Raw genomic sequence first — 22,511 nt, forward strand, 5'->3', positions numbered from 1 at the left:
CCGTCGAGCATAGGCAACTGCTGTTCCGGGCGTCCCGGCCCGATTGGCTACGAGGGATCCGCCTGGCCCTCATCCGTTGGCGGCAGTCGGAGGCCCAGGGCTCGCCCCCGGGTCGGCGTCTCACGCAGGATGGCCACGTCGCGGGCGCGGGAGCTGTCGCCCAGGCCGGTGTAAATGTCGATCGCCTCGGTCCACGCCTGGTCGGCGGCGAGCGGGTCGCTCTCCCGGTACGCCCTGCCGATGATCGCCAGGGCGGCAGCGAGCAGCGAAGGCCACCCACGGGTCCGCCACAGCCGCACCGACTCCTCGAGGTGCTCGACCGCCTCGCTCGGCCGACCCTCGTCCAACTCGATCTCGCCGAGCACCTGGAGAGCGTCCGCGATGTGGTGGGTCATCGCGTACTCCCGGGCCAGCACGAGGGAGGCCCGCGCGGCATCCCGAGCTGCCCCCGGGTCACCGTTGCGCAGGTGTACGCGGGCCAGCGCCAGCATCGTCAACACCTCTGGGTAGTGGTCGCGGTAGCGCCGGGTGATCTCCAGCGACTCGGCCAGGGCTCGGCGGCTGGAGTCGAAGTCACCGCCCTCCCGGTGGACGATGCCGAGGAACTGCAGCACGGTGGACTCGTATCGCGGGTTGCCCAGGGTGCGGGCCAGCGCCAGAGCTGCGTTGAGGTGACTGAGCGACAGATCCAGTCGAACCTGCTCGCTGTGGGCGAGCGCGAGCGCGACGTGGGCACGGGCCTGCCCACCGATGTGCTGGGTCTCCTCGGCGAGACGCAGCGAGCGTTCAGCCATCGCCATCGCCTCCTCGACCGCGCCCTGCGCGGAGAGCCCCCAGGAGCAGATGACGCTTGCGTCCGCCATCCCCCGCCGCTCTCCCAGGTCGGTGAACATCTCCAGCAGACGGGCCCCGTCCGTCCGTAGTACCGCCATCGCCTCGCCGGCATGGGAGCCGCTGCTCCAGGTCCGCACGTCGACGAGGCCGCGCAGCATGACAGCCTCGCCGAGCAGGTTGCCGTTGCGCCGGCAGCTCTCCAGCACCAACTCGTTGGTTTCGGCCCATTCGATGTACATCCCGCGGATGTCGAAGTACTTCTCCAGGCAACCGGCCAGCCCGAACGCCAACTCGTCCAGGCCCAGATCGCAGGCCTGACGGACCGAGGCGCGCAACGCCGACCGTTCGGCGTCAAACCAGTCCAGCGCCTCGAACCGAGGCAGCGATCCGTCCGTGACGAAGCCGATCGGAGTACGGGGTGCCGACCCGTGGATGGGCGCGTAGCAGGGACCGGGCACATCGGTCGCCATCTGCTCGGCCATCGCAAACCATGCCCCGAGGCCGTGTGCCAGCATTGCCGCACAACCGTCCACGCCGTCCTCCGCCTCGGCGCGCTCCCGCGCGTAGAGCCGCACGAGATCGTGGAAGCGGTAACGGGTCTGGCCGATCTCGTCGGGCGCTGCCAGGGCCAACAACTGGGCATCGATCAGCGCGTCGACATGCTCGGTGGCGTCGTCGAGGGAGGTGCCAAGCAGGCAAGCGGCCAGCCAGTGCGGAAAGTCCTGTGTGGTGAACAGCCCGAGCATCCGGAACAGTCGCCGGGCGGTGTCGGGGAGGCCCCGGTAACTCAACTCCAGCGACGCGCGAACCTCCAGGTCGCCGGTGGCCAGCCGGTCGAGCCGACGCCGCTCGTCGGCGAGCAGCCCCGCGAACTGCGCCAGGCGCCATCCGGGCCGAGTGGTGAGGCGAGCACCGGCGACCCGTACCGCCAGCGGCAGGCCGCCGCACAGCCGCACGATCTCGGCCGCGTCGGCGTGCTCCGCCTCGATCCGCTGCCTGCCGCCGATCCGGCCCAGCAGACGCAGGGCGTTGTCCGGGTCGAACACATCCAGGTCGATCCGGCGCGCACCCTCGATCCCGGTCAGGCGGGCCCGGCCGGTGACCAGCACCCCGCAGGTGGCCGCGCCGGGTAGCAGCGGCCGAATCTGCTCCTCGGAGGCCGCGTTGTCCAGCACGACCAGCACGCGCCGGTCGGCCAGGCGGCTCCGGTACAGGGCGGCCCGCTCCACCACGTCGTCGGGTACCACCCGGTTGTCGACACCCAGCGCCCGTAGGAACCGCGCCAGGACCTCGCCCGGCTCCAACGGGTGCGGCTCCGAACCGCGCAGGTTCACGTGGAGCTGCCCGTCGGGGTAGGACCTGGCGGCCAGGTGCGCCACATGGATGGCGAGTGCGGTCTTGCCGATCCCGCCCATCCCGGCGATCGCCACGATCACCAGGGCCGTCGACCTACCTGTGAGCAGCTTCCGCACCTCCTCGACCGGCTTCTCCCGGCCGGTGAAGTCGGCGATGTCCGGTGGCAGCAGCGAGGGCACCACCCATGGGTCGCGCCGCGTTGGGCGGACCGGGGTGGCCGGCACGTCGCCGTCGGACGCACCATCCTTCTCGGGTATCTCGTTGCGCAGCACCCGGACGTGCGCGGCCTGCATCTCCTGAGCCGGCTCCACCCCGAGTTCGTCGATGAGGCGGTCGCGGAACTCGGCGAACAGGTGTAGCGCCGTGGCCCGCTCGCCACCCCCGGCAAGGGCCAGGATGAGCCGGGCGTGGATTCCTTCGTGGTAGGGCGCGTCCTGGGCAAGATGACGCAGCGGCGCCACGGCCCGATCGTATCGACGAAGCTCGACCGCGATGTCGGCCAGCAGCAGGGCGGCATCCAGGCGCTGCTGGCTGGCTTCGGCTGCGACCGGGTGATCACGCAACCGGGGGTTGGTATCGGCCAGCACCGGGCCTCGCCACCAGAGCAGCGCCTGGTCGAGCAGGTCCAGGACCTCGGCGGGTTGACGTTTTCGCAGGCTACGGGCCCGCGCGAGCACAGCGGTGAACCGGGCCAGGTCGACGTGCTCGTCGGCCAGGTGCAACAGGTAGCCGGCGTGGTCAAGTTGGATCAGCCCACCGACCGTGCGCTGAGCGCGGGCCGGCTCCAGCATGGTGCGTAGCTGCCCAATCGCCATGTGGATCTGTGTGGCCGCGGTCTTGGGCGGCGCAGCTCCCCACAGCATCTCGACGATCTCGTCCCGGCCCACCGGGCGGTTGAGCCGTAACGCCAGCAGGCCGAGCAACCCACGCTGGGCTGATGTGGCGAGGGCGACAGCCCTGCCACCGCGGCTCACCACGAGCGGACCGAGCACATCGATGCGGAGCTGGTCGCCGCCGGGGCGGCTCTCGACACACGCCGCGGACCGCAGTTCGTCCCGGTCGGCCGTCGACAGGTCGAGTGCCGTCGCCAGCCGCTCCAGTGAATCGACGTGCGGTTGCCGCACTCGATCCTTCTCAATGTCGCGGAGCGCCCGGACGCTGACGCCGCTGCGCTCGGCGAGCGCGTCCTGGGTCAGTCCAATCCTTCGACGGTGGCGCTCAACCAGCTCGCCCACTCGTGCGCGAGACGCGGAAGCATCCATACCGACATCACTCCTGCGTCGATGAGTCCCAGAGCTCCCACGGACCGGCACTTTATCTGCCTTTATCGATTCTGCCGGTTTGCTGCACCTCGGTCCAGAGCCGGACCCGACCATCCTGGTAGACGAGATCATGCGGGCGTACGACCGAACTTACCGGGGTCATGATCGACATAGTCAGGGTTGAGCGGCAGCAGTAACGGCCCGCCGAAGCCGGCCGGAGTACGTCGACGGCATAGTCACCGATTGCGAAAGCGCTTAGCGGCGACCGGAACCCTGAGCCCCGTAGGACACACACGGTACGGGGGCGGGCCCGGTGATCGCCTCGAGCAGCGGTCACCGGGCCCGGTGTGGTCGGGATCCATCGGCTCAGAGCGAAGCCAATGGCATCTGCCAGGTCAGCGGCTTGTCGTACCGGTGGATTCGCCGGCGGAGCCGCTCTCGTCCACGAACTTGTAGTAGCTCATTCGGAAACGTTGTAGCAGGGCACGCATGAATTCCGGACCGGCCTCCGGCGGCACCCGCCCCGCGCCGACCGGCACGCCGTTGTCGTAGAAGTCCTGTGCCAGCGCGCCCCACTCGGGGTCGAGGACGGTCAGCGAGACCGCCTGGCCCGGCTGCCAACGGAACTCGGCCACCCGCCGGTTGGTGTGCTGGGCGAACGTGTAGAGCGCCACGCGGGTCAGCGCCTGCTCGGTCATGCCTGCCTCCTGGTTCACCACGGCTCCTCCGGTCACCAAGGGCTCGGCGGACGGAAGGCATTCCACGCCTCGCCCGTGATCATGCCTCGACTGCGGATCTCGTTGAAGCGGTCCATCGCACCGGCCAGCGCCTGCTCGCTGAGGCCGGTGCCGCGCAACCGGTCGGCCAGCACGGCAGGGTCGGTGGCCTGGATCTGGGCCATCGTTTCAGGGCTGAGCGGACGGTTCATCTGCTGCTGAACGAAGTCCGAGCGCAGCGGCTCGGCGTTCGACTCGGGGAACGAGTAGCCGTGGTCGATGGCGACCAGGCGGCCATCAGGGCCGGTCAGGTAGTTACCCATGTGCCGGTCGGTGTTGCCGCTGACGTAGTCGAGCACCGCCATCCGCTCGCTCTCCACGGCAGGGTAGGCGTTTGCGGGACGACCCGGGCTCGCATTCTCCACGAACTCCTGCATCGAGCCGGCCCCGTGCGGACCGTCCCAGCGGGCGGTCGTCGGCACCAGGCCGAAGCCCAGGTCCTCGTCCAGACGTGAGGCGGCGACCTCCCGGGCGGCCAACTCATTCTCCGGGATGGTGGAGCGCACCTGGACAAACTCGTTCTCCGGCACATTCGGCTTGTAGACGCCGTGCGTGCCGTCGGTGAACGTGACGTCGTACGCGTCGTTGACGTGCCCACCGGGGTCGAGTTCGGTCATGCTGTGCACCTCTCTGCCGAGCAGCCGCAACTCGGCCTCACTGGCATGATCGGGCACCGCTGGATCGGTGGTGGACCCGGACTCCGGTGTAGTGGAGCCGTCGGGGTCCGGCGGCTCCGCGCTGCCGGGTGCGCTATCGCCGTCGTGCGGCGGGCCGGCGTCCTGCCCTCGGCCGCCGTCGTGCGGCGGGCCACCGGCGGGCCCGGCTCCGCCGGGCGCCGGGCCGCCGCCGCCGACCGGTCCCGGCTCACCGCTTGAGCCGGTGGGCGCGGGCCCGTCCTGCCCGGCCGGCGGCGGTGACTCACCGCCCCGGCCACCACCGGCCGGGTCGTCGTAGCCGTGCGCTCCCGGGCCGGGGGCCGGCATGTCGGTGGGGTCTGCTCCGCCGGGGGTACGCCGGAGGCCGTTCAGGGCCGTGCGGAGGGTGTCGAGCAGCTCGCCGAGCTTGGACAGGATCGGCCGGAGTCGGCTGACGCTGCGGGCCAGCGCCGTGAGCAACTCGGCGACCTTCGCCGCCCACTTGGCGACCAGCGCGGAGACCTGCGCCGCGACCAGCGGGGTGGCCGCGCCCAGGGTCAGCCCCGCCTCGGCGAGCCACTGCCACAGCCGGACGGCGAGGACCGAGACGAAGTCGGCGATCAGGTCCCGGACCAGCTCCCGGACCAGCGCCACCAGCAGGCCCGCGCCCTCGACGACGGTGCCGATCAGACCGGCGGCGTCCGCCACGCCGGTGAGGTTGTGCACGTGCTGGTCGCTGTAGCGGCGGTACGCCTCGGACGCGGGGCCCGTCCAGGTGGCGATCTCGGTGCGCACCGCCTCGGACAGGGCGGTGACCTGACCGGTGACGTGCCGGGAGACGTTGTGCCACGTCTGCGCGTACGCGGTGATCTGGTCCGGGTCGCCGGCCAGCCAGTCGAGGGCGTCGGAGAGGGGCTCGACGTGCTCGATGAGCCAGGCGACTCCCCACGAGACGATCGACCCGATCGGGTCGACGCAGGTCACCAGCACCTCCATCGACGTACCGAAGCCGCCGATGGTCGTATCGATCCAGGACCCGTTCTCGATGCCGTTGCGGAGGTCGACCAGGCTCTCGACGATGCCGACGCCGCTGTACGCGGTGGTGGTGTCCTGCCGGGCAGCGATCAGCGGGTTCGCGACGTCGGCGCTCATCGGTGCATCTGCCCGAGGGAGGCGGAGATCGTCCCGTCCGTGTCGTCGTAGGCGTCCACCGTCGCGTCGAGCGCCCCGGCCGCGCTGTGCAACGCCTCCTGCGCCGCCGCGAGCGCGTCCACGGCCGGACCTTGGAGGAAGTCCAACAGGAAGGGAATCGCCTGGCAGATGGGCAGTTTTCCGTAAGCGTCGGCGCCCATCCGGACGTGCGCCCCCGCGTCGTGTGCGGTGTCGATCGCCTCGGCGATCCGGTCGACGGAGCGGGCGTGCTGGGTCAACGCCGCCGTCGTGACCTCGAACCCGGTTGCCTCAGCGCCCACGGCCACCCCTCGGGGGGTACCCGGGATCGGCCTCCTCGGCCACCTCGGGGAAGCGCGACTCGTAGCTGCCGACGACGGCCCGCGCGGTCTCGGAGTCGGTGCCGACGGTCGACGCCGCGGCCTCCGCCACCTGCGCGGGCAACCGCCCCTGCGCCCGGCGCATCACCGTCAGCACCTCGGCGGCGATCTCGTCCGCCCGCCAGCGCAGCACCCGGTCGTCGAGCCGGAGGTCGGTCATGGCGCCGGACGAGGCGACTGTCACCTGGACCGCGCCCTGTGCACCCTCGGCGGTCGCCGACATCGCCGCGACGCGGTCCGACAACTCCTGTGCCCGGGCGGCCCGCTCGGAGATGCCTGCCGCCCAGGAGGCGACGAACCGCTCGGTCGCCCCGTCGAAATCACCGCCCGGAAACTGCGCCATCAGACCTCCCCCGTGTGACGGCTGCCGGCCGTCTCCAGGTGACACCGGGGTGCGGCGCGGTCAACGTACGATACGCCAGCGCCCTCCGATGTGGAGTCCGCCGATTACGTCGGCCGACTCCGCTGACGGAAATTGGACATAGGCGCAAAGCAAATTCTCGACTGTTTGGCGATGTGCTGGCCGGTCGCGACCGGGGGTCGGTGTGTGCGCCGGCTATGGTCCTGGGCTGGACCAACAGGGGTACAGGACACGTGGGTGAAGGCCGGCCACTCCCTGCCATCCCAGGTGGACGCTAAACGTCAATCAATTGCCGCGCGTCGCTCGTCACGATCGATCAACCACTGTTCATCGTCTGCGACGAGCCGGTAATCCTTTGCACCTGCGCACCGCGACAACCGGACCCGTTGGGCCGCTGCGGTCGTGGCGGCGGGTAGGCGCGAAGGCCGCTGGATCACCGATGAGCGCAACTGACACTTCTGCCCGCATCGGCGGGACGCGGCGTTGGAAGGGGCGGCTGCCAAGCCGGCCGGCTGCACCTCGATCACGTCGTCCGGTGCGGTTCCGGCCTGCGTTCGGCCACCAGGTGACACTTCGTCGCGATTACGCATATCACCCTATTTGATCACCATGCGTGGTAAAAACGACTGCCGAGCGAGCAGACGAGGCGGCGATCCGGTGGCAAAGAGCAGCCCTGCACGGCTCCTGCGCAAACGGGAGTCATCGCGCCAGGCATCGGCCCTCGAACTCTTCTTCGACCTGACGTTCATCTTCGCGCTGACGCGCCTGTCGGGCCGACTGCTGAACGACCCCAGTTGGCTCAACGTCGTACAGACGACGGTCCTGCTCGGCGCCGTCTGGTGGGTCTGGGTCGCCACGGCCTGGTCCACCGACTGGTTCAACCCCAACGAAGCGCTGATCCAGCGGCTCGTGGTGGGGGTGATGCTCGTCGGGCTGCTGATGGCCGCCGCGGTGACCCAGGCATTCGGCACGCACGGCATCTTCTTCGCCGGCGCGTACGTCCTCGTTCACCTCGGCCGAGCGGCGACCCTGCTGCCGGCCCTGCGCGGGCATCCCGCGCAGCGGCGCACCCTGGTCGTCGCGGTCTGGTTCGGGGTGTCCGCCATTCCCTGGCTGGTCGGGGCGTTCCTACCGGCCGGCCCCCGCCTGGCATTGTGGATCGTGGCGCTGGGCATCGACTTCACCGTCGCCTACCTGGGGTGGCCCGTGCCGAAGGTCGGGCAGGTCGCCGACGAGCAACTCCGGGTCGTAGGCGAGCACCTGGCCGAACGCTTCGGCCAGATCAGCATCGTCGCGCTGGGCGAGCTCATCCTGGTCAGCGGCACCACCTACGCCAGCGGCCCGTTCGATCTGCCGCGCACCGGCGCGGCCGTCCTGGCCTTCGCCAACGCGGTGGCGCTGTGGCGGCTCTACTTCCTGCCGGAACATCGTGCCCTCAGTAACCCCTTCGAGAAGCAGGGTGCTCGGATCGCCGTGGTCTCGGCCTATCGGCACCTGTCCTTCGTCGCCGGCGTCGTCTTCCTCGCGGTGGGGGACGAAATCGTCATCGGGCTGTCAACCGAGGGCCTCGAACGTCGGTGGGGTGCCGGCCTGATCGTCGCCGGGGCGGTGCTCGTCCTCTGCGGCCGGATCGCGTTCAAGGCCACCAGCGGGATCTGGTCGCTGGGCTCACTGCTCGGGATCGTCGTCCTCCTGGCACTGACCCCGGTTCTGCTGCGGCTGCCACCGATGGTGGCTCTGGCAATCACGACCCTCGTGCTGGGCGCGGTCGCCTTCGCGCCCAGCACGAAAGGCCGCCGGGCAACCCAGGCCGGCGGGATCGGCCTTGACCGCACCTGAGGGCCGGTACCGGCCGTGCCGGGCGGTGACGACCGTCGGTCTGTCGGTCGGGGTGGTTCGCCGCCCAACGCAGGTCAACGCGGGTCACTCCCTGCCAACGCGGGCTGACCCGCAGGTCGTTACACTGGCCACTCGCGCCCCCGTAGCTCAGGGGATAGAGCATCGGTTTCCTAAACCGTGTGTCGCAGGTTCGAATCCTGCCGGGGGCACCAATGGCAGGCCCTGACCAGCAATAACCCAGCCAGGGCCTCGACGTCTGTCGATCCGATTTCAATCGTCCCCGCAAGCACGCGGCCGACGCTGCTGTCTTCCTGGCGGTGCGGCTGGTTGGGCGCTGGCCGGTGTCGTTGTGCATGGCTGGCGAGTCGCGTCGGCCCTGGTGGGCGCCATCATTTCGTCCCGGGCCATGAGCGCGAGACCGTGCGTCCGCTGGTCGAGTTGGTAGGTGGGCTTCGGCGGCACCATCAATGTAGGCATTGTGCGGAACGGAACGTTCCGCTACGCTGGGAGGTAGCGGAACGGCATGTTCGGTTCCGGACCGCCAGCAAGATCGCACCAGCTTCCGCCCGCCCGCTATCGAGGAGAGACGATGAACGCGACCAGCTCTTGGGCGATCCTGGACCGTGCCCACACCGCACTGCGCGACGTAACCGCCGCGCTGACCGCCGCAGACCTCGGCCAGCCGACTCCCTGCGCCGAGTGGAACGTCGCACAGGTCCTTCAGCACTCGGCCGGCGACCAGCTCGCCTACGTCGCGGCGATCACTGGGCAGAACGGCCCGACGGAGAACCCGTTCACCCCGTCGGGCGTGCTGGCAGGCACCCCGGCTGAGCTGGTGGAGCCGACCCTCACCGCCTCGGCCGCCGCGTTCGCCACTGTCGACCCGGCCGACAAGGCTCCCACCCCGCTGCCGCACGGTGCCCTGCCCGCCGCAACGGCGGCCGGTGCCGCCGCCCTCGACGCCGGTGTTCACGCCTGGGACATCGCGATCGCGACCGGTCAGCCGTCGCCGCTTGACGACGACCTCGCGGCGCAACTCCTGCCCGTGGCGAGGGCGATCGTCGAGCTGTTGCGCCCATACGGCGCCTACGCGCCCGCGCTGGAGCCCCGCGAGAACGACGGCCCGGTGGCGGAACTGCTCCGCTACCTCGGCCGCGACCCACACTGGACGCCGGCGAGCTGATCCGTCCCGGTCGGCCCGGACCGGCCTCGCCTTCTCCTGCCGACGGGCCGTCGATTACCGGTCAGGTGTCGTGATTCCGGGGAGACCGTGCCCATGGTCCGGATACCTGCTCGCCCTCTCGGGCGAACCTGTCCGGGCCGGATCGATGTCGTGGCTCGTGACACCGCGCCCGGTCAGGACGGCATCGCGCTGAAGGACCACCGTGGGTGCCTCGTGCGGCGCCAGCGGTGCTTGCGGCCCCTGCGGTGCGGGCGGGACACGGCGCGGGTAGAGGTTGCGCAGGAACCGCTCCACCGGGTGTTCGACCCATCGGTAGCAGGCCCACGCCAGGGCGATGCCCAGCACCGTCCAGACCAGCAGCACCTTGAGGTTCATCCAGCTCGCAGGGCCGGTCTTCACCGTGCCCATCAGCCAGTAGATGACCGACAGGTGGACCAGGTAGAAGGCGTAGGACCAGGCGCCGAGGGAGACCAACGGCTTGCTGCGGAGGAACGACGGCCGCCCGGAGACGTCGCGAAGCGCCGCCGCGAGCACCACGAGCACACAGGCGGGGATCAGACCCTGCTGCGACCAGTGCGCAGCCCACCAGCCCTGCCGTGCACCCCACCACAGCAGCAGCACCGATGCCGGCACCGTTGCCAGGGCGAGCCACAGATTGATTCGTGGCCGCCATCCGCGTAGGAGCGCAGCGGCGGCGATCATTCCCAGCAGGAATTCGATGAATCGGACCGGCGGGAAACGGATGAACCAGGAGAGCTGGATCCAGTACTGCTTCGGGTCGATGAAATCCTGCACGAAGAACCAGTAGGCCCACTCGATGGCCATGCCGGCCGCAGCGATGATCGCGAGCGCTGGCAGCCGCAGCCGCAGCAGCGGCCGGATGATGAACGGGAACAGCAGGTAGAAGAACGCTTCGCAGGAGACCGACCAGGCCACCGGGTTGGCGACGAGATGGGCCGCCGGGGGGAACCACGACTCGGTCAGCGACAGACTCAGCAGGGTGCGTTTCCAGGAGTCGTGCCAGACCTGGTCGAAGGCCACCCAGGCGATGACGGTGCTGACCGCGAGAGCGGGCCAGACCCGGGCGAACCGGCGCCAGTAGAACGTCCCGGTGCTCACCGAGGGGGAGAACGACCAGGTCAGCACGAAGCCCGAGAGAACATAGAAGAACGTGACCCCGGCGTCACCGAATCGGAAGAAGTCGCCGAGCCTGATGTCATTGACCGTGGGCAACTTGATGATCTGGTTAGCGTGGAACAGGAACACGGCGAACGCTGCAAACCAGCGCAGCCCGGTCAGTGACTCAACCCGGGGCATACGTTCTTTGGGAGAACTCATCGTGATGTAGCACCTTTGGGGCATCCGCGTGACCGGGGGTCGGCTGGGGCTCCAGGCATAATGCCAGGTTTCCCGGTGGCGTGGCGGACGGGCCAGGCTGCTGCTCAGTGGTAGCCCAGGTTCACGACCAGTGCGGCCACCACGGTGGTGAAGAACACCGCCCACCCCACGAGCTGGCGGGAACCCACCCGCAGGTGCGCGATGAGCGCACCGACGAAGTACAGCACGAGGCCAGCGGCGGCGAGCGTCCCCAACAGTGGCACGGCGAACCCGGCCAGCAGTCCCAGAGAGCCGGCCGCCAGCACCATGCCCAACCGTGGCACCCACGACCGGGGTATCCGCTTCATGTCCGCCTGGGCCTTCGGGTAGTCGTGGCCGATCAGGTAGGTGACCGCGGCGATGCCGGTGAAGACCGAGGCGAGGATGGTGACCGTGACGTACGCGGCGAACATGTTGCCCTCCTTGGTGGCTGTCTGCCTCAAGGACGGGGTGGCGCTGCGGAATGTTACCTGCGCTGCTGTGACCTGAGACACTGTCTGGCCGCACGCCGAAACCACGCCGCGCCGGTTACGAAATCAAAGCGTGGGCCACGGAAAACCGCAGCCCACGCTCGACGGTGACGCCCAGGACGTGCCAGCGCGTCAGAAGTACTTGTACATCTCCTCGGAGGCCGCTTCGGTCTCGCCGGCCGGCGGTGCTTCCACCGTGACGGGCTTGCCGAAGTCGCTCATGCGCATCTCGGTGACGAGGTCACCCAGCGACTTCGTGGCAATCGTGTAGGAGAGCGCGGTGAGGCGCCCCTCGGCGTCGAGAGTCGCTTCGAACGGGATCGCCGTCGGGTCCTTCGCCAGCTTGGCGGACGACTCGAGGCCTTCCCGCATGCCGGCCTCGGTGCTGGCGGCCTCGGCGGCCTTACCCAGGTCGGCGACGCCGGTGTAACGGCCGTCGCTCACCTCCTGGGCGGACACGACGCCGCCGATGATGCCGGTCTGCGACTTCATGTCGAAGGACTGGCGCAGCGAGCTGTTCGGCTTGAGCTTGGTGAGGTCGAGCTTCATCCACGGCTTCTCACCCTCGAGCGAGTCCGACTTGAGGTAGGCGGCGTCGCCGATCAGCCGCGCCTCGATCGGTTCCGGGGCCTTGCCGGTGATGAGGAACATGCGGGCGGCGGGGTCCATCTTCCCGCTGAGGGTGATCGACTGGTTGCCGGCCTTGACCGAGGCCTCCATGCTGAGCTGTCCAGCGAGGCTGCGGTCCATGCCCTGCTTGATGGCGGCGACCGGCTCGAGTTTGGACGTTGCCGGGGCGGCGGACGGAGCGGACGCCCCCGGGTCGTCGGAGTTGGTGCCGCAGCCACTGATGAGGGCGACGGCGAGAGCAATCGAAAGGGTAGGGATCAGTCGGCGCATAGACGTGACCCTAATAGGCGACCGCCACCGGATTTCCGCGAGAGGCGGCAGCGCCACGCACGGTAGGGCGCGGCAGCCGCCGGCATCAGACCGTCGGTAGCTGTTCGGCTCGGCTGAGCACCTCATCGATCAGGCCGTACTCCCGAGCCTGCTCGGCCGTGAACCAACGGTCCCGGTCCCAGTCCTGCTGAATCTCGTCGAGCGTCCGTCCACTGTGCTGTGCGATCAGCTCCTGCATCGTCCGCTTCACGTGCAGCATGTTCTCCGCCTGGATGGTGATGTCCGCGGCGGTTCCGCCCATCCCGCCGGACGGCTGATGCATCATGATCCGCGAATGCGGCAGCGCGTACCGCTTGCCGGCCGCGCCCGCACAGAGCAGGAACTGCCCCATCGAGCCGGCGAACCCGAGCGCCAGCGTCGCCACGTCGTTGCGGACGTATCGCATCGTGTCGTAGACCGCCATCCCCGCACTCACCGACCCGCCCGGCGAGTTGATGTAGAGGAAGATGTCCCGGTCGGCGTCCTCGGCGGCGAGCAGCAGGATCTGCGCACAGATCTGGTTGGCCGACTCCTCCGTCACCTCGGTGCCGAGGAAGACGATCCGCTCACGCAACAGCCGCTCGAACACCTGGTCACCGAAGGACGGCTGCCCGCCGTCCAGCATTCGCACGTCGTACCCGATCATGTGCCGTCGCCTTCCGCCACGCCGGCGGGCGGTGGGACCGCCCGGTGAACCGGCCCCTTCAGCGTGCGTGCGACGGCAGTGGCTGGACCAGGGATTCTGCCGCCGGCAGATCCGCCGACGGCAGAACCGACGCGGCCTATGCGGCGGTCAGCCGCCGCAGGCCCAGGCGGGTCTGCGTGCTGTCGGCCAGGGCGGCGGTACGCGGACCGGGGCGCGAGCCACCAGCGGAGGCCATCGTGTCGACGCTGAGGGCCGGCTCGTTCGCCCCCGGCCCGCGGTGCAGGACGAACCCGCCGATGCGTGGACCCACCAGCAGGGTGGCGTTGCCGATTTCGCGTCGAGTCGCGTCGACCCGCTCCAGGTGGGTCAGCACGGCGCGCGGCGCGGACGGAAGGCGAGGCTCGACCCGGCGCATGTCGTCGCGGGCCTCCCCGAGCAGGTCGGCGAGGCTGATGCCGAGCGCCCGGCAGATCGCCGCGAGCACCTCGGACGAGGCCTCCTTGCGGCCCCGCTCCACCTCCGACAGGTAGGGCACCGAGACGTCGGCCGACGCGGCCACCTCGCGCAGCGTGCGGCCCTGACGCTGGCGGTGGCGGCGCAGCACCCCGCCGATCACTCGTCGTAGTAACGACATGGGACCTCACCCTCGCGGTCGTCGTCGGCGAACACTCCCATCATGCCCGCTGCCGGACCCGTCGGCGGTCCCGTGCGGTCCCGGTGCCGTTTGGACCGGTGCCGGTTGTCCGCTGTGCAACCCGGACGTCCCGGGCACGAAGTACCCGCTATGTTGTGGGCGTGCAGGCGACGGTGGCGGAACAGGTTCGACGGTGATCCATTTTCCCGCGCAGCGCCGGGGCCCGCTGAGCGCGCTGAGCCTCCGGCTCGCCGCTGCCCTGGGCCTGGTCTTCGCCGTGGTCGCCGCGGTTTACCTGGGCCGGGACGGCTACCGCGATGTCAACGAGGATGGCCTCACCCTGCTCGACTGCTTCTACTACGCGGTCGTGTCGCTCTCGACCACCGGCTACGGGGACATCACCCCGGCCGCGCCGTCGGCCCGGCTGGTCAACGTCCTCTTCATCACCCCGGCCCGCGTGATCTTCCTGATCATCCTGGTCGGCACCACCCTGGAAGTTCTGACCGAGCAGTACCGGACCGGCCGTCGCCTGTCGCGGTGGAGGAGAGCCGTGAAGGACCACGTCATCATCTGCGGCTACGGCACCAAGGGGCGCAGCGCGGTCTCCGCCCTGATGGAGAACGGTCTGGATCGGTCGCGGATCGTGGTGGTGGAGCGCAGTGCCGCCGCCCTGCGGCAGGCCACCTCGGCCGGGCTGGTGGCGATCGAGGGCTCGGCGACCCGCTCGTCGGTGTTGAACGAGGCGCACGTCAAGAACGCGAAGGCCGTGATCATCGCGACCGACAGTGACGACGCTTCGGTGCTGGTCGCGCTGACGGTACGGCAGCTCACCGCCGGGCAGGTCCGGATCATCGCGGCGGCACGGGAGGCGGAGAACGCGCCGTTGCTCAAGCAGAGCGGCGCACACCACGTGATCGTCTCCTCGGCGACCGCGGGCCGGCTGCTCGGCCTGTCCACCTCGGCGCCGCCGCTGATCGACGTCGTGGAGGATCTGCTCACTCCGGGCCAGGGCATGGCGCTGGCGATGCGTTCGGCGGAGCGGGATGAGGTAGGCCGCTCGCCGCGCGAGCTGGAGTCACTGGTGATCGCCCTGGTGCGGCGGGGCAAGGTGGTCACCCTGGCCGACCGGGCCGGCGCGGTGATCGAGACCGGCGACATGTTGGTGCACGTGCGCGACGACCGCCCGCAGTCGGCGACGACCGCCTGACCGTTCCGCCGCCGCCCTGGCTGGCAGTTTGCGGCGTCAGAGCGGGTCGTCGGCCGCGCAGATCGCCGCGGTGCAGTCCGTCGGCGTCGTGGCGGCGGCCCGCCGAAGCAGCTCGTAGAGCGTCTCCCGCTCGGTGGGATCCAGTGCCCCCAGCACCTCGTTCTCGGCACCGGCGAGGGCGCATTCGGCCTCACTGAGGCGCTTCGCCCCGTCTTGGGTGAGTTCGACGACGTGTCGGCGGCGGTCCTCGGGTGAGCGGCGCCGCTCGACCAGCTGTTCCGCTTCCAGGTCGTTGAGCAGCCCGACGATGTTGGTGCTGTCCATTTCGAGGATGGTGGCGAGCGCCTGTTGGCTGGTGCCGCCGCCGGCCCGCAGCACGGTGAGCGCGACGAGATGCCGGGGGCGCAGGCCCAGCGGCGCCAGCACCGTCTCGGACCGCAGTCGCATCCGCCGGGCCAGGTGATCCAGGAGTGCGCCCGAACGGTGCTCCGAGGGGTCAAGCGGCGGGGCGGACATGTGACCCAGTCTACCGAGCCGCTGGAACATCTGCCTGCTATAAATAGTTGATGCTGCACAGACGATCCTTGGAGGAGGAATAATGCATCTGCTGCATATCGACTCAAGCATTCGGGGTGACTGGTCGGTCAGCCGGCGGCTCACCGCCCGCGCGGTCGCCACGTGGCGTGCGGCGCATCCGGACGGCACGGTGACCTACCGGGACCTGGGCGCAGAACCGCTGCCGCACCTGGACGCGGCGGGCGGGCTGGCCCGGATGACGCCGCCGGACCAGCACAGCCCGGCGCAGCGTGAATCCTGGGAGCTCAGCGAGCGGCTGGTCGACGAGGTGAAGCAGGCCGACGTGGTGCTGCTCGGGCTGCCGCTCTACAACTACGGCGCGCCCAGCAGTGTCAAGGCGTGGGTCGACCACCTGATCCTGCCCGGCCTGGCCTACGACCCGACGACCCAGCAGGGCCTGCTCGGCGAGCGCGAGTTCGTCGTGCTGGCGACCCGGGGTGGCGGCTACGGCGAGGGCACCCCGCGCAACGGCTGGGACCACGCCGAGCCGTGGCTCCCGCACGGCCTGTCGCTGACCGGCATGGAGCCGCGCTTCATCAGCACCGAGCTGACTCTGGCCCCCTCCGTCCCGGCGATGGCCGAGTTGATCCCGCTGCACGAGGCGAGCCTCGCGGCGACCGAGAAGGAGATCGACAACCTCTGGACGCCGGCCTCCGCCCAGCGCTGAACCAACGCCGGTACGACGAGAGCGGCCGCCCCCGATCCGGGGACGGCCGCTCTCGTCTGGGAAGTTCAGGTCAGAGGATCGTCCAGGTGTCGCCGCTGGCCAGCAGCCCGGCGAGCTGCTGCTCGGGGGTCTTGGTGACCTTCGCCTTGGCGGCCGCGAGCTGACTCTGCACCACGCTGTCGTAGGACGGCCGGTCCACCGAGCGGAACACCCCGATCGGAGTGTTGCGCAGGTCCAGGCCGGGCAGCCGGGACAGCGCGAAGGCGTACGCCGGGTCGGTCACCGTCGCGTCGTGCACGACGATCTCCTCCGGGCGGACCGAACTGGTCTCCCGGACCTCCAGGCCGAACGCGCCCGGCGGGTGCACCACGCAGAACCGACCGTCAGCGCCGAAGGTGATGGGCTGCCCGTGCTCAAGGCGGATCAGGTAGTCGTCCCGGGTGGCCGGGTCCTTGAGCTGGTCGAACGCCCCATCGTTGAAGATGTTGCAGTTCTGGTAGATCTCCACGAACGCCGAACCCTCGTGCTCGGCGGCGGCCCGCAGCACCGACTGCAGGTGCTTGCGGTCGGAGTCGATGGTCCGGCCGACGAAGCTGGCCTCCGCCCCGAGAGCGAGCGAGAGCGGGTTGAACGGGGCATCCGCCGAGCCGGCCGGAGTCGACTTGGTGACCTTGCCGACCTCGGACGTCGGGGAGTACTGACCCTTGGTCAGACCGTAGATCCGGTTGTTGAACAGCAGGATCTTGAGGTTGACGTTGCGCCGCAACGCGTGGATCAGGTGGTTGCCACCGATGGACAGGGCGTCACCGTCGCCGGTCACCACCCACACCGACAGGTCCGGCCGGGACACCGACAGGCCGGTCGCGATCGCCGGGGCGCGGCCGTGGATCGAGTGCATCCCGTACGTGTTCATGTAGTACGGGAAGCGGGACGAGCAGCCGATCCCGGAAACGAAGACGGTCCGCTCGCGGGGGATGTTCAGCTCCGGCATGAACTGCTGGATGGCCGCCAGGATGGCGTAGTCACCGCAGCCGGGGCACCAGCGCACCTCCTGGTCGGACTTGAAGTCCTTGGCGGTGAGCTTGAGAGCGACGGGCTCAGACATTCTTCAGCACCTCTTCCAGCGTCGTCTCCAGCTCGGCGGCCGTGAACGGCAGGCCGCGGACCTGGTTGTAGCTGATCGCGTCGACCAGGTAGCGGGCCCGGATGACGTGGGCGAGCTGGCCCAGGTTCATCTCCGGGATGACCACCTTGTCGTACGAGCGCAGCACCTCACCGAGGTTGGCCGGCATCGGTGCGAGGTGCCGCAGGTGCGCCTGGGCGATGGACAGGCCGCGCTGGCGGATCCCGCGGCAGGCGGCGCCGATCGGCCCGTACGTCGAGCCCCAGCCGAGGACCAGCACCCGGGCGTCGCCGTCCGGGTCCTCGACCTCGATGTCCGGCACCGGAATCGTCTCGATCCGGGCGGCCCGGGTGCGCACCATGAAGTCATGGTTGGCCGGGTCGTAGGAGATGTCGCCGGTCTTGTCGGCCTTCTCCAGGCCGCCGATCCGGTGCTCCAGCCCTGCCGTGCCCGGGATCGCCCACGGGCGGGCCAGGGTCTCCGGATCGCGCAGGTAGGGCAGGAAGGTGGTGCCGTCCTCGCCGTTGGGTTCGGTGGCGAACTCGACCCGCAGGTCGGGCAGCGACTCCACGTCGGGCAGCAGCCACGGCTCGGAACCGTTGGCGACGTAGTTGTCGGACAGCAGGATCACCGGGGTGCGGTAGGTCAGCGCGATCCGGGCCGCCTCCAGCGCTGCGAAGAAGCAGTCCGATGGTGACCGGGGCGCGATCACCGCGACCGGCGCCTCGCCGTGCCGACCATAGAGCGCCATGTTGAGGTCGGCCTGCTCGGTCTTGGTCGGCATACCGGTCGACGGGCCGGCACGCTGCACGTCCACGATCACCAACGGCAGCTCCAGCGCCACCGCGAGCGAGATCGTCTCGCTCTTGAGTGCCACGCCCGGGCCGCTGGTGGTGGTCACCCCGAGTGACCCGCCGTACGACGCGCCCAGCGCGGCGCCGACCGCGGCGATCTCGTCCTCGGCCTGCACGGTGAGGACGCCGAAGCGCTTGTGCTTGCTCAGCTCGTGCAGGATGTCCGACGCGGGCGTGATCGGGTACGCGCCGAGGAAGACCGGCAGCCCGGAGCGGACCCCGGCGGCGACCAGCCCCAGCGAGAGCGCCGCGTTGCCGGTGATGTTGCGGTAGGTGCCCGGCTTCATCTTCGCCGGCTTGACCTCGTAGCGGACCGCGAAGTCCTCGGTGGTCTCGCCGAAGTTCCAGCCGGCCTTGAAGGCGGCGACGTTCGCCGCGACCAGCTCCGGGCGGGCCGCGAACTTGCGCTCCAGGAAGCGCAGCGTCGACTCGTAGGGTCGCGAATACATCCAGGAGAGCAGGCCGAGCGCGAACATGTTCTTCGACCGCTCGGCGTCCTTCTTGGACACCTGGTAGGCGGCGAGCGCGCCGACCGTCATCGAGGTCAGCGCCACCGGGTGCACGACGTAACCGGCCAGCGAGTCGTCGTCCAGAGGGCTGGCCTGGTAGCCGACCTTGGCGAGGTTGCGCTTGGTGAACTCATCGGTGTTGACGATGATGTCCGCGCCGCGAGGCAGGTCGGCCAGGTTGGCCTTGAGGGCCGCCGGGTTCATCGCCACCAGCACGTTGGGCGCGTCGCCCGGGGTGAGGATGTCGTAGTCGGCGAAGTGCACCTGGAAGCTCGACACGCCGGGCAGGGTGCCGGCAGGGGCCCGGATCTCGGCGGGGAAGTTTGGCAGCGTGGAAATGTCGTTGCCGAGTTGCGCGGTTTCCGAGGTGAACCGGTCGCCGGTCAGCTGCATGCCGTCGCCGGAGTCACCGGCGAACCGGATGACCACCCGGTCGAGTTGACGGATCTGCTTGGTCACTGTGCCACCTTCGTTCGCGACTGCGGGGCTCGCAAAACCGGCTCACTCCTCGCGCTCACGCCGGCACCTCGCTTCGCTGGGCGCGGTCGCGCGGGCGGCTGAACATGATGGTGACCTCGCCTTGCCCGGCCACGGGACCTCCTTGACGCAACGTTTCACCGCACCGCCCCAGGCTGGTCCGGCCGCTGTCGTTCCTCACCTGAGAGCCTACGTCCAAGCGGCCCCCAACCCTCCCCGGAGGTCCGCCGACTGGGACCCAACTAGGCCGACGAATGCCCCAGTTTGCGCTGATACGCCCCGCCCGCCGTAATTCAGATCACCACCGGGTCGTCCGTCGATCAGTCGACGGGGTTGGCGGCGGGCTCGGCCGCCGGGCCGGAGAGCCGGCGGCGCAGCGAGGTGGTGGCCAGCGTGAGGGCCAGCACCACCAGCAGCGAAGAGACCGCGATCAGGATGATCGCGGTGCGCTGCGCCGAGGTCATCCCGCCGTCGCCGTCGGCAGCCCCGCCAGGGAGTACGCCCTGGGAGCCGGTCGGCGCGGGCGGTGAGACCACCGGCGTGGCCAGCGCGGCCGCCGCGGTGATCCGGAAACTCATCTGCACCTGTCGGGTCGGGCCGCTGCGCGGGTCGAGTTGGCCGATCACGGCACCGGACAACGGCGCTTGCCGCTGGGCCTGCGGCGTCGCCTCCACCGGCAGCCGTAACTCGGCGGTCCTGCCCGCCAGCACCGGGCCCGTCTCGCAGCGGGTCCGGGTCTCGTCGACCACCAAGCAGCCGGGCGGTGGGGTCGGGATGGTCACCCCGGCCGGCAGGACGACCTCGACCTGGCCGGCGGCGTCCACCGGGCCGGTGTTGCCCAGCCGGAGCGCGAGGGTGCTCGCGGCGCCGCTGATGTCGAAGGCCACCTCGTCGGCGGCCAGCGCGATCCCGGGCACCGGCGGGCCGGGTGGGAAGAGCACCGCGAAGCCCTGGTCGTCGGCCGCTTCCCCGGGCACGCCCGACGCGTCCGCGACGACCTGGACGGAGCCGGCGAGGGGCATCAGCCTCCACGCGGCGCCGTCGACCCGCAGGCGGAGCAGAGCGCTGAACCGGACGCCAGCCTCGGCCGTCCAGGCCCCACAGCGGTACGTGCCGCCGCCGGCGGCGGTGCAGCCCTTCGTCCCGGCGTCGGTCAGCCCGGCCGGCAGCGTGTACGTGAGCCGGATCCGTTGCGTGGTCGTGCCGGTGTTGTTGACCGTGACCTGCAAGGTGGTGTTCGTGCTGGCCGCGTTCCAGTACGCCGCGGTGAGGGTGACGTCCTGCGTGGTGACCTGTACGCCCAGCGGGTTCGGCGCCGGCGCCGGCGGACCCGGGGCGGGCGGGCGGACCGGCGGGACCGGCGGGACCGGGGGAACTGGTGGCACCGGGGGCGCTGCTGTGGGTGGCCCGCCCGGCACGGGCGCGGTGGTGGTCGGTGGCGGCGGCACCTCGGGGGCGGTGGTCTCCGGCGCCGGCGGTGTCGTCTCCGGCGGCGGCGCGGTGGTCTCGGGCGCCGGGTCGGTCGGTACCGGATCGCCGGGCTCCTCGGTCGGGGGCGGTTCCTCCGACGGGGTGGTCTCGGGGTCGTTCCCGGGTTCGCTGACCGGGTCGGTCAGCGCCACGATCGGGTCCGCGTCCGGCGTTGCCGCGCTGGCCCAGGCCGGCCCGACGGCGAGCGCCGCGAGCAGGCCGAGCGCGAGCGCGGTCGCCAGCAGGGGCGTGGAACGCCGCACCTGGGCCCGGTCACCGGGTGATGCCTTCACGCGGGCCATCTGTCCTCCGGTGACATGGGTGGGTGTCCAATGTTCGGTAACAGTTGCCCCAGTGCACTAGTCCCGCCCGGAAACAAATCCGTAACGTGTTTGGGACGGCCCTTCCGGACGGACGGTAAGCTCCCGGCTGTGACCGGATACCTGGGCTCGTACGCGACGCTTGGGCTCCTGCTGCTCGCCAGCGTTCTGTTCTTCGTTACGGCGTTCTCGGCCAATCGGGTGTTACGCCCGGCGCGTCCGGCCGATCCGCCCGGCAAACGGGCCAGCTACGAGTGTGGGCTCGACCCGGTCGGCGCGGACTGGGCACAGATGCAGATCCGCTACTACGTCTACGCGTACCTGTATGTGCTGTTCGCGGTCGAGGCGGTGTTCCTCTTCCCCTGGGCGGTGGTCTTCGACCGGCCGGGCTTCGGCCTGGTGACGGTGGTGGAGATGGCGGTGTTCGTGGCGGTGCTCGCGCTCGGCATCCTCTATGCCTGGCGTAGGAACATCCTCCGCTGGACCTGAGCGTCGCGACCTCCGGCGATCGTGCCGGTCGATCCGGCCGTTCGCGGTCGGTTATGGCGACAACCGGTCAGGCCAGGCCCCGGCGGGTCGCCGCGGGCGGCCGGTCACCTCGGATCGAGGCCACCATGTCCAGCACCCGGCGGGTCGGGCCGACCTGGTGGGCCCGGAACACCCGAGCGCCCAGCCAGGCCGAGACCGCCGTCGCGGCGAGCGTCCCCTCCAGCCGTTCGGGCACCGGCAAATCCAGCGTCTCACCGATGAAGTCCTTGTTGGAGAGCGCCACCAGCACCGGCCAGCCGGTTCCGGTCAGCTCGTCCAACCGGCGGGTGATCTCCAGGGAGTGTCGGGTGTTCTTGCCGAAGTCGTGGGCGGGGTCGATGAGGATGCCGTCGGGGCGTACCCCTGCCGCCACCGCTCGCTCGGCGAGCCCGGTCACCGTCGCGACCACGTCGGCCACCACGTCCTCGAAGGCCGCCCGGTGCGGCCTGGTCCGTGGGACGAGGCCGCCGGCGTGCGAGCAGACCAGGCCCGCGCCGGTCTGCGCGGCCACCCCGGCCAGGGTCGGGTCGGCGCCCGACCAGGTGTCGTTGAGGAGGTCGGCGCCGGCGGCCACGGCCTCCGTCGCCACCTCGGCACGCCAGGTGTCGATGGAGATCACCACCTCCGGGAACGCGGCCCGGACGGCGGCGATGGTGTCCACCGTGCGGCGGATCTCCTCGGCGACGCCGACGTCCACCCCGGGGCCGGCCTTGACCCCGCCGATGTCGATGATCGCCGCGCCTTCGTCCACGGCCCGCTCCACCGCGCGCAGCGCGCTGTCGGCGGCGAAGGTGGCCCCTCGGTCGAAGAACGAGTCCGGTGTGCGGTTGATGATCGCCATCACCACCAGCTCGCCGGGGGCGAACGTGCGCCCACCCAGCCGAAGCGCCCCGGCCATGCCCGCCTCCTGAGAATCCG

Annotated in this window: 20 protein-coding genes and 1 tRNA gene; 6 read left to right on the forward strand and 15 right to left on the reverse strand. The window is 70.3% G+C overall.

Translation table 11 applies throughout. The features are described from left to right. Positions 1-47 precede the first annotated feature (47 nt). The 5 genes from HNR20_RS17245 to HNR20_RS17265 form a co-directional block, all read right to left on the reverse strand. Positions 48-3,584 (reverse strand): BTAD domain-containing putative transcriptional regulator, encoded by a 3,537-nt coding sequence (locus HNR20_RS17245; protein WP_311736871.1) that lies wholly within the window; start codon positions 3,582-3,584, stop codon positions 48-50. A gap of 263 nt (positions 3,585-3,847) precedes the next feature. Beyond that, a complete protein-coding gene (locus HNR20_RS17250; RefSeq protein ID WP_184181092.1) occupies positions 3,848-4,168 on the reverse strand; it encodes a hypothetical protein in 321 nt (106 codons plus the stop codon). 14 nt (positions 4,169-4,182) lie between these two features. Next, on the reverse strand, positions 4,183-6,015 hold the full coding sequence (locus HNR20_RS17255) for a WXG100-like domain-containing protein (protein WP_184181094.1): 1,833 nt from the start codon (positions 6,013-6,015) through the stop codon (positions 4,183-4,185). Then, positions 6,012-6,335 (reverse strand): type VII secretion target, encoded by a 324-nt coding sequence (locus tag HNR20_RS17260; protein ID WP_184181096.1) that lies wholly within the window; start codon positions 6,333-6,335, stop codon positions 6,012-6,014. Before HNR20_RS17260 ends, HNR20_RS17255 begins: the two co-directional genes overlap by 4 nt. Next, positions 6,325-6,756: a YbaB/EbfC family nucleoid-associated protein gene (locus HNR20_RS17265; protein WP_184181098.1), complete on the reverse strand. Its 432-nt coding sequence runs from the start codon at positions 6,754-6,756 to the stop codon at positions 6,325-6,327. Before HNR20_RS17265 ends, HNR20_RS17260 begins: the two co-directional genes overlap by 11 nt. A 675-nt stretch (positions 6,757-7,431) precedes the next feature. On the opposite strand from HNR20_RS17265, the gene HNR20_RS17270 reads away from it, so the two are divergent. The 3 genes from HNR20_RS17270 to HNR20_RS17280 all read left to right on the forward strand — a co-directional run bounded on the left by HNR20_RS17270 (position 7,432) and on the right by HNR20_RS17280 (position 9,796). Next, positions 7,432-8,613 carry a low temperature requirement protein A gene (locus tag HNR20_RS17270; protein ID WP_184181100.1) on the forward strand — a complete coding sequence of 394 codons (1,182 nt, stop codon included), beginning with the start codon at positions 7,432-7,434 and terminating at the stop codon, positions 8,611-8,613. 136 nt (positions 8,614-8,749) lie between these two features. Beyond that, positions 8,750-8,825 (forward strand) — tRNA-Arg (locus HNR20_RS17275). A 377-nt stretch (positions 8,826-9,202) separates the two neighbouring features. Further along, positions 9,203-9,796 carry a TIGR03086 family metal-binding protein gene (locus HNR20_RS17280; RefSeq protein ID WP_184181102.1) on the forward strand — a complete coding sequence of 198 codons (594 nt, stop codon included), beginning with the start codon at positions 9,203-9,205 and terminating at the stop codon, positions 9,794-9,796. A 54-nt stretch (positions 9,797-9,850) separates the two neighbouring features. Here HNR20_RS17280 and HNR20_RS17285 read toward each other — a convergent pair whose 3' ends face one another. The 5 genes from HNR20_RS17285 to HNR20_RS32710 all read right to left on the reverse strand — a co-directional run bounded on the left by HNR20_RS17285 (position 9,851) and on the right by HNR20_RS32710 (position 13,862). Then, positions 9,851-11,134 (reverse strand): acyltransferase family protein, encoded by a 1,284-nt coding sequence (locus tag HNR20_RS17285; RefSeq protein ID WP_184181104.1) that lies wholly within the window; start codon positions 11,132-11,134, stop codon positions 9,851-9,853. A 104-nt stretch (positions 11,135-11,238) separates the two neighbouring features. Then, positions 11,239-11,586 carry a DoxX family protein gene (locus HNR20_RS17290; RefSeq protein ID WP_184181106.1) on the reverse strand — a complete coding sequence of 116 codons (348 nt, stop codon included), beginning with the start codon at positions 11,584-11,586 and terminating at the stop codon, positions 11,239-11,241. A gap of 189 nt (positions 11,587-11,775) precedes the next feature. Next, positions 11,776-12,600 carry a hypothetical protein gene (locus HNR20_RS17295; protein WP_184181108.1) on the reverse strand — a complete coding sequence of 275 codons (825 nt, stop codon included), beginning with the start codon at positions 12,598-12,600 and terminating at the stop codon, positions 11,776-11,778. Between the two features lie 28 nt (positions 12,601-12,628). Next, positions 12,629-13,228 carry a ClpP family protease gene (locus tag HNR20_RS17300; RefSeq protein ID WP_184181110.1) on the reverse strand — a complete coding sequence of 200 codons (600 nt, stop codon included), beginning with the start codon at positions 13,226-13,228 and terminating at the stop codon, positions 12,629-12,631. A gap of 136 nt (positions 13,229-13,364) precedes the next feature. Continuing rightward, positions 13,365-13,862 (reverse strand): helix-turn-helix domain-containing protein, encoded by a 498-nt coding sequence (locus HNR20_RS32710; protein WP_184181112.1) that lies wholly within the window; start codon positions 13,860-13,862, stop codon positions 13,365-13,367. A gap of 193 nt (positions 13,863-14,055) precedes the next feature. Between HNR20_RS32710 and HNR20_RS17310 the strand changes: the two genes are divergently transcribed. Continuing rightward, complete coding sequence (locus tag HNR20_RS17310; RefSeq protein WP_112603739.1) at positions 14,056-15,069, forward strand: potassium channel family protein; 1,014 nt, start codon at positions 14,056-14,058, stop codon at positions 15,067-15,069. 36 nt (positions 15,070-15,105) lie between these two features. Here the strand turns inward: HNR20_RS17310 and HNR20_RS17315 are convergent, their stop codons facing one another. Beyond that, entirely contained in the window at positions 15,106-15,585 is a 480-nt protein-coding gene (locus HNR20_RS17315) for a MarR family winged helix-turn-helix transcriptional regulator (protein ID WP_184181114.1), read from the reverse strand. A gap of 82 nt (positions 15,586-15,667) precedes the next feature. Here HNR20_RS17315 and HNR20_RS17320 point away from each other — a divergent pair, with 82 nt between their 5' ends. Continuing rightward, complete coding sequence (locus tag HNR20_RS17320; protein ID WP_221309829.1) at positions 15,668-16,312, forward strand: FMN-dependent NADH-azoreductase; 645 nt, start codon at positions 15,668-15,670, stop codon at positions 16,310-16,312. Between the two features lie 70 nt (positions 16,313-16,382). On the opposite strand, the gene HNR20_RS17325 is transcribed toward HNR20_RS17320, so the two are convergent. The 3 genes from HNR20_RS17325 to HNR20_RS17335 form a co-directional block, all read right to left on the reverse strand. Then, positions 16,383-17,417: a 2-oxoacid:ferredoxin oxidoreductase subunit beta gene (locus tag HNR20_RS17325; RefSeq protein ID WP_184181116.1), complete on the reverse strand. Its 1,035-nt coding sequence runs from the start codon at positions 17,415-17,417 to the stop codon at positions 16,383-16,385. Next, positions 17,410-19,257, reverse strand: a complete 1,848-nt coding sequence (locus tag HNR20_RS17330) for a 2-oxoacid:acceptor oxidoreductase subunit alpha (RefSeq protein WP_184181118.1) — start codon at positions 19,255-19,257, stop codon at positions 17,410-17,412. Before HNR20_RS17330 ends, HNR20_RS17325 begins: the two co-directional genes overlap by 8 nt. A gap of 338 nt (positions 19,258-19,595) precedes the next feature. Continuing rightward, positions 19,596-21,047 carry a hypothetical protein gene (locus HNR20_RS17335; protein ID WP_184181120.1) on the reverse strand — a complete coding sequence of 484 codons (1,452 nt, stop codon included), beginning with the start codon at positions 21,045-21,047 and terminating at the stop codon, positions 19,596-19,598. Between the two features lie 129 nt (positions 21,048-21,176). Here HNR20_RS17335 and ndhC point away from each other — a divergent pair, with 129 nt between their 5' ends. Continuing rightward, entirely contained in the window at positions 21,177-21,554 is a 378-nt protein-coding gene (gene ndhC, locus HNR20_RS17340) for an NADH-quinone oxidoreductase subunit A (protein ID WP_088986508.1), read from the forward strand. Positions 21,555-21,621: 67 nt separating this feature from the next. On the opposite strand, the gene folP is transcribed toward ndhC, so the two are convergent. Next, positions 21,622-22,491: a dihydropteroate synthase gene (folP, locus tag HNR20_RS17345; RefSeq protein WP_184181122.1), complete on the reverse strand. Its 870-nt coding sequence runs from the start codon at positions 22,489-22,491 to the stop codon at positions 21,622-21,624. Positions 22,492-22,511 lie beyond the last annotated feature (20 nt).

Origin of the sequence: Micromonospora parathelypteridis (assembly GCF_014201145.1) — a bacterium.
Taxonomy (GTDB): Bacteria; Actinomycetota; Actinomycetes; order Mycobacteriales; family Micromonosporaceae; genus Micromonospora; species Micromonospora parathelypteridis.

Excerpts from the sequence above, each read along its gene's own strand:
- HNR20_RS17290 (WP_184181106.1), bottom strand. The coding sequence starts at position 11,586 with ATGTTCGCCGCGTACGTCACGGTCACCATCCTCGCCTCGGTCTTCACC.
- HNR20_RS17255 (WP_184181094.1), bottom strand. The coding sequence starts at position 6,015 with ATGAGCGCCGACGTCGCGAACCCGCTGATCGCTGCCCGGCAGGACACC.
- HNR20_RS17285 (WP_184181104.1), bottom strand. The coding sequence starts at position 11,134 with ATGAGTTCTCCCAAAGAACGTATGCCCCGGGTTGAGTCACTGACCGGG.
- HNR20_RS17335 (WP_184181120.1), bottom strand. The coding sequence starts at position 21,047 with ATGGCCCGCGTGAAGGCATCACCCGGTGACCGGGCCCAGGTGCGGCGT.
- HNR20_RS32710 (WP_184181112.1), bottom strand. The coding sequence starts at position 13,862 with ATGTCGTTACTACGACGAGTGATCGGCGGGGTGCTGCGCCGCCACCGC.
- HNR20_RS17300 (WP_184181110.1), bottom strand. The coding sequence starts at position 13,228 with ATGATCGGGTACGACGTGCGAATGCTGGACGGCGGGCAGCCGTCCTTC.
- HNR20_RS17245 (WP_311736871.1), bottom strand. The coding sequence starts at position 3,584 with ATGATCTCGTCTACCAGGATGGTCGGGTCCGGCTCTGGACCGAGGTGC.
- HNR20_RS17325 (WP_184181116.1), bottom strand. The coding sequence starts at position 17,417 with ATGTCTGAGCCCGTCGCTCTCAAGCTCACCGCCAAGGACTTCAAGTCC.
- HNR20_RS17280 (WP_184181102.1), top strand. The coding sequence starts at position 9,203 with ATGAACGCGACCAGCTCTTGGGCGATCCTGGACCGTGCCCACACCGCA.
- HNR20_RS17265 (WP_184181098.1), bottom strand. The coding sequence starts at position 6,756 with ATGGCGCAGTTTCCGGGCGGTGATTTCGACGGGGCGACCGAGCGGTTC.
- HNR20_RS17315 (WP_184181114.1), bottom strand. The coding sequence starts at position 15,585 with ATGTCCGCCCCGCCGCTTGACCCCTCGGAGCACCGTTCGGGCGCACTC.
- folP (WP_184181122.1), bottom strand. The coding sequence starts at position 22,491 with ATGGCCGGGGCGCTTCGGCTGGGTGGGCGCACGTTCGCCCCCGGCGAG.
- HNR20_RS17320 (WP_221309829.1), top strand. The coding sequence starts at position 15,668 with ATGCATCTGCTGCATATCGACTCAAGCATTCGGGGTGACTGGTCGGTC.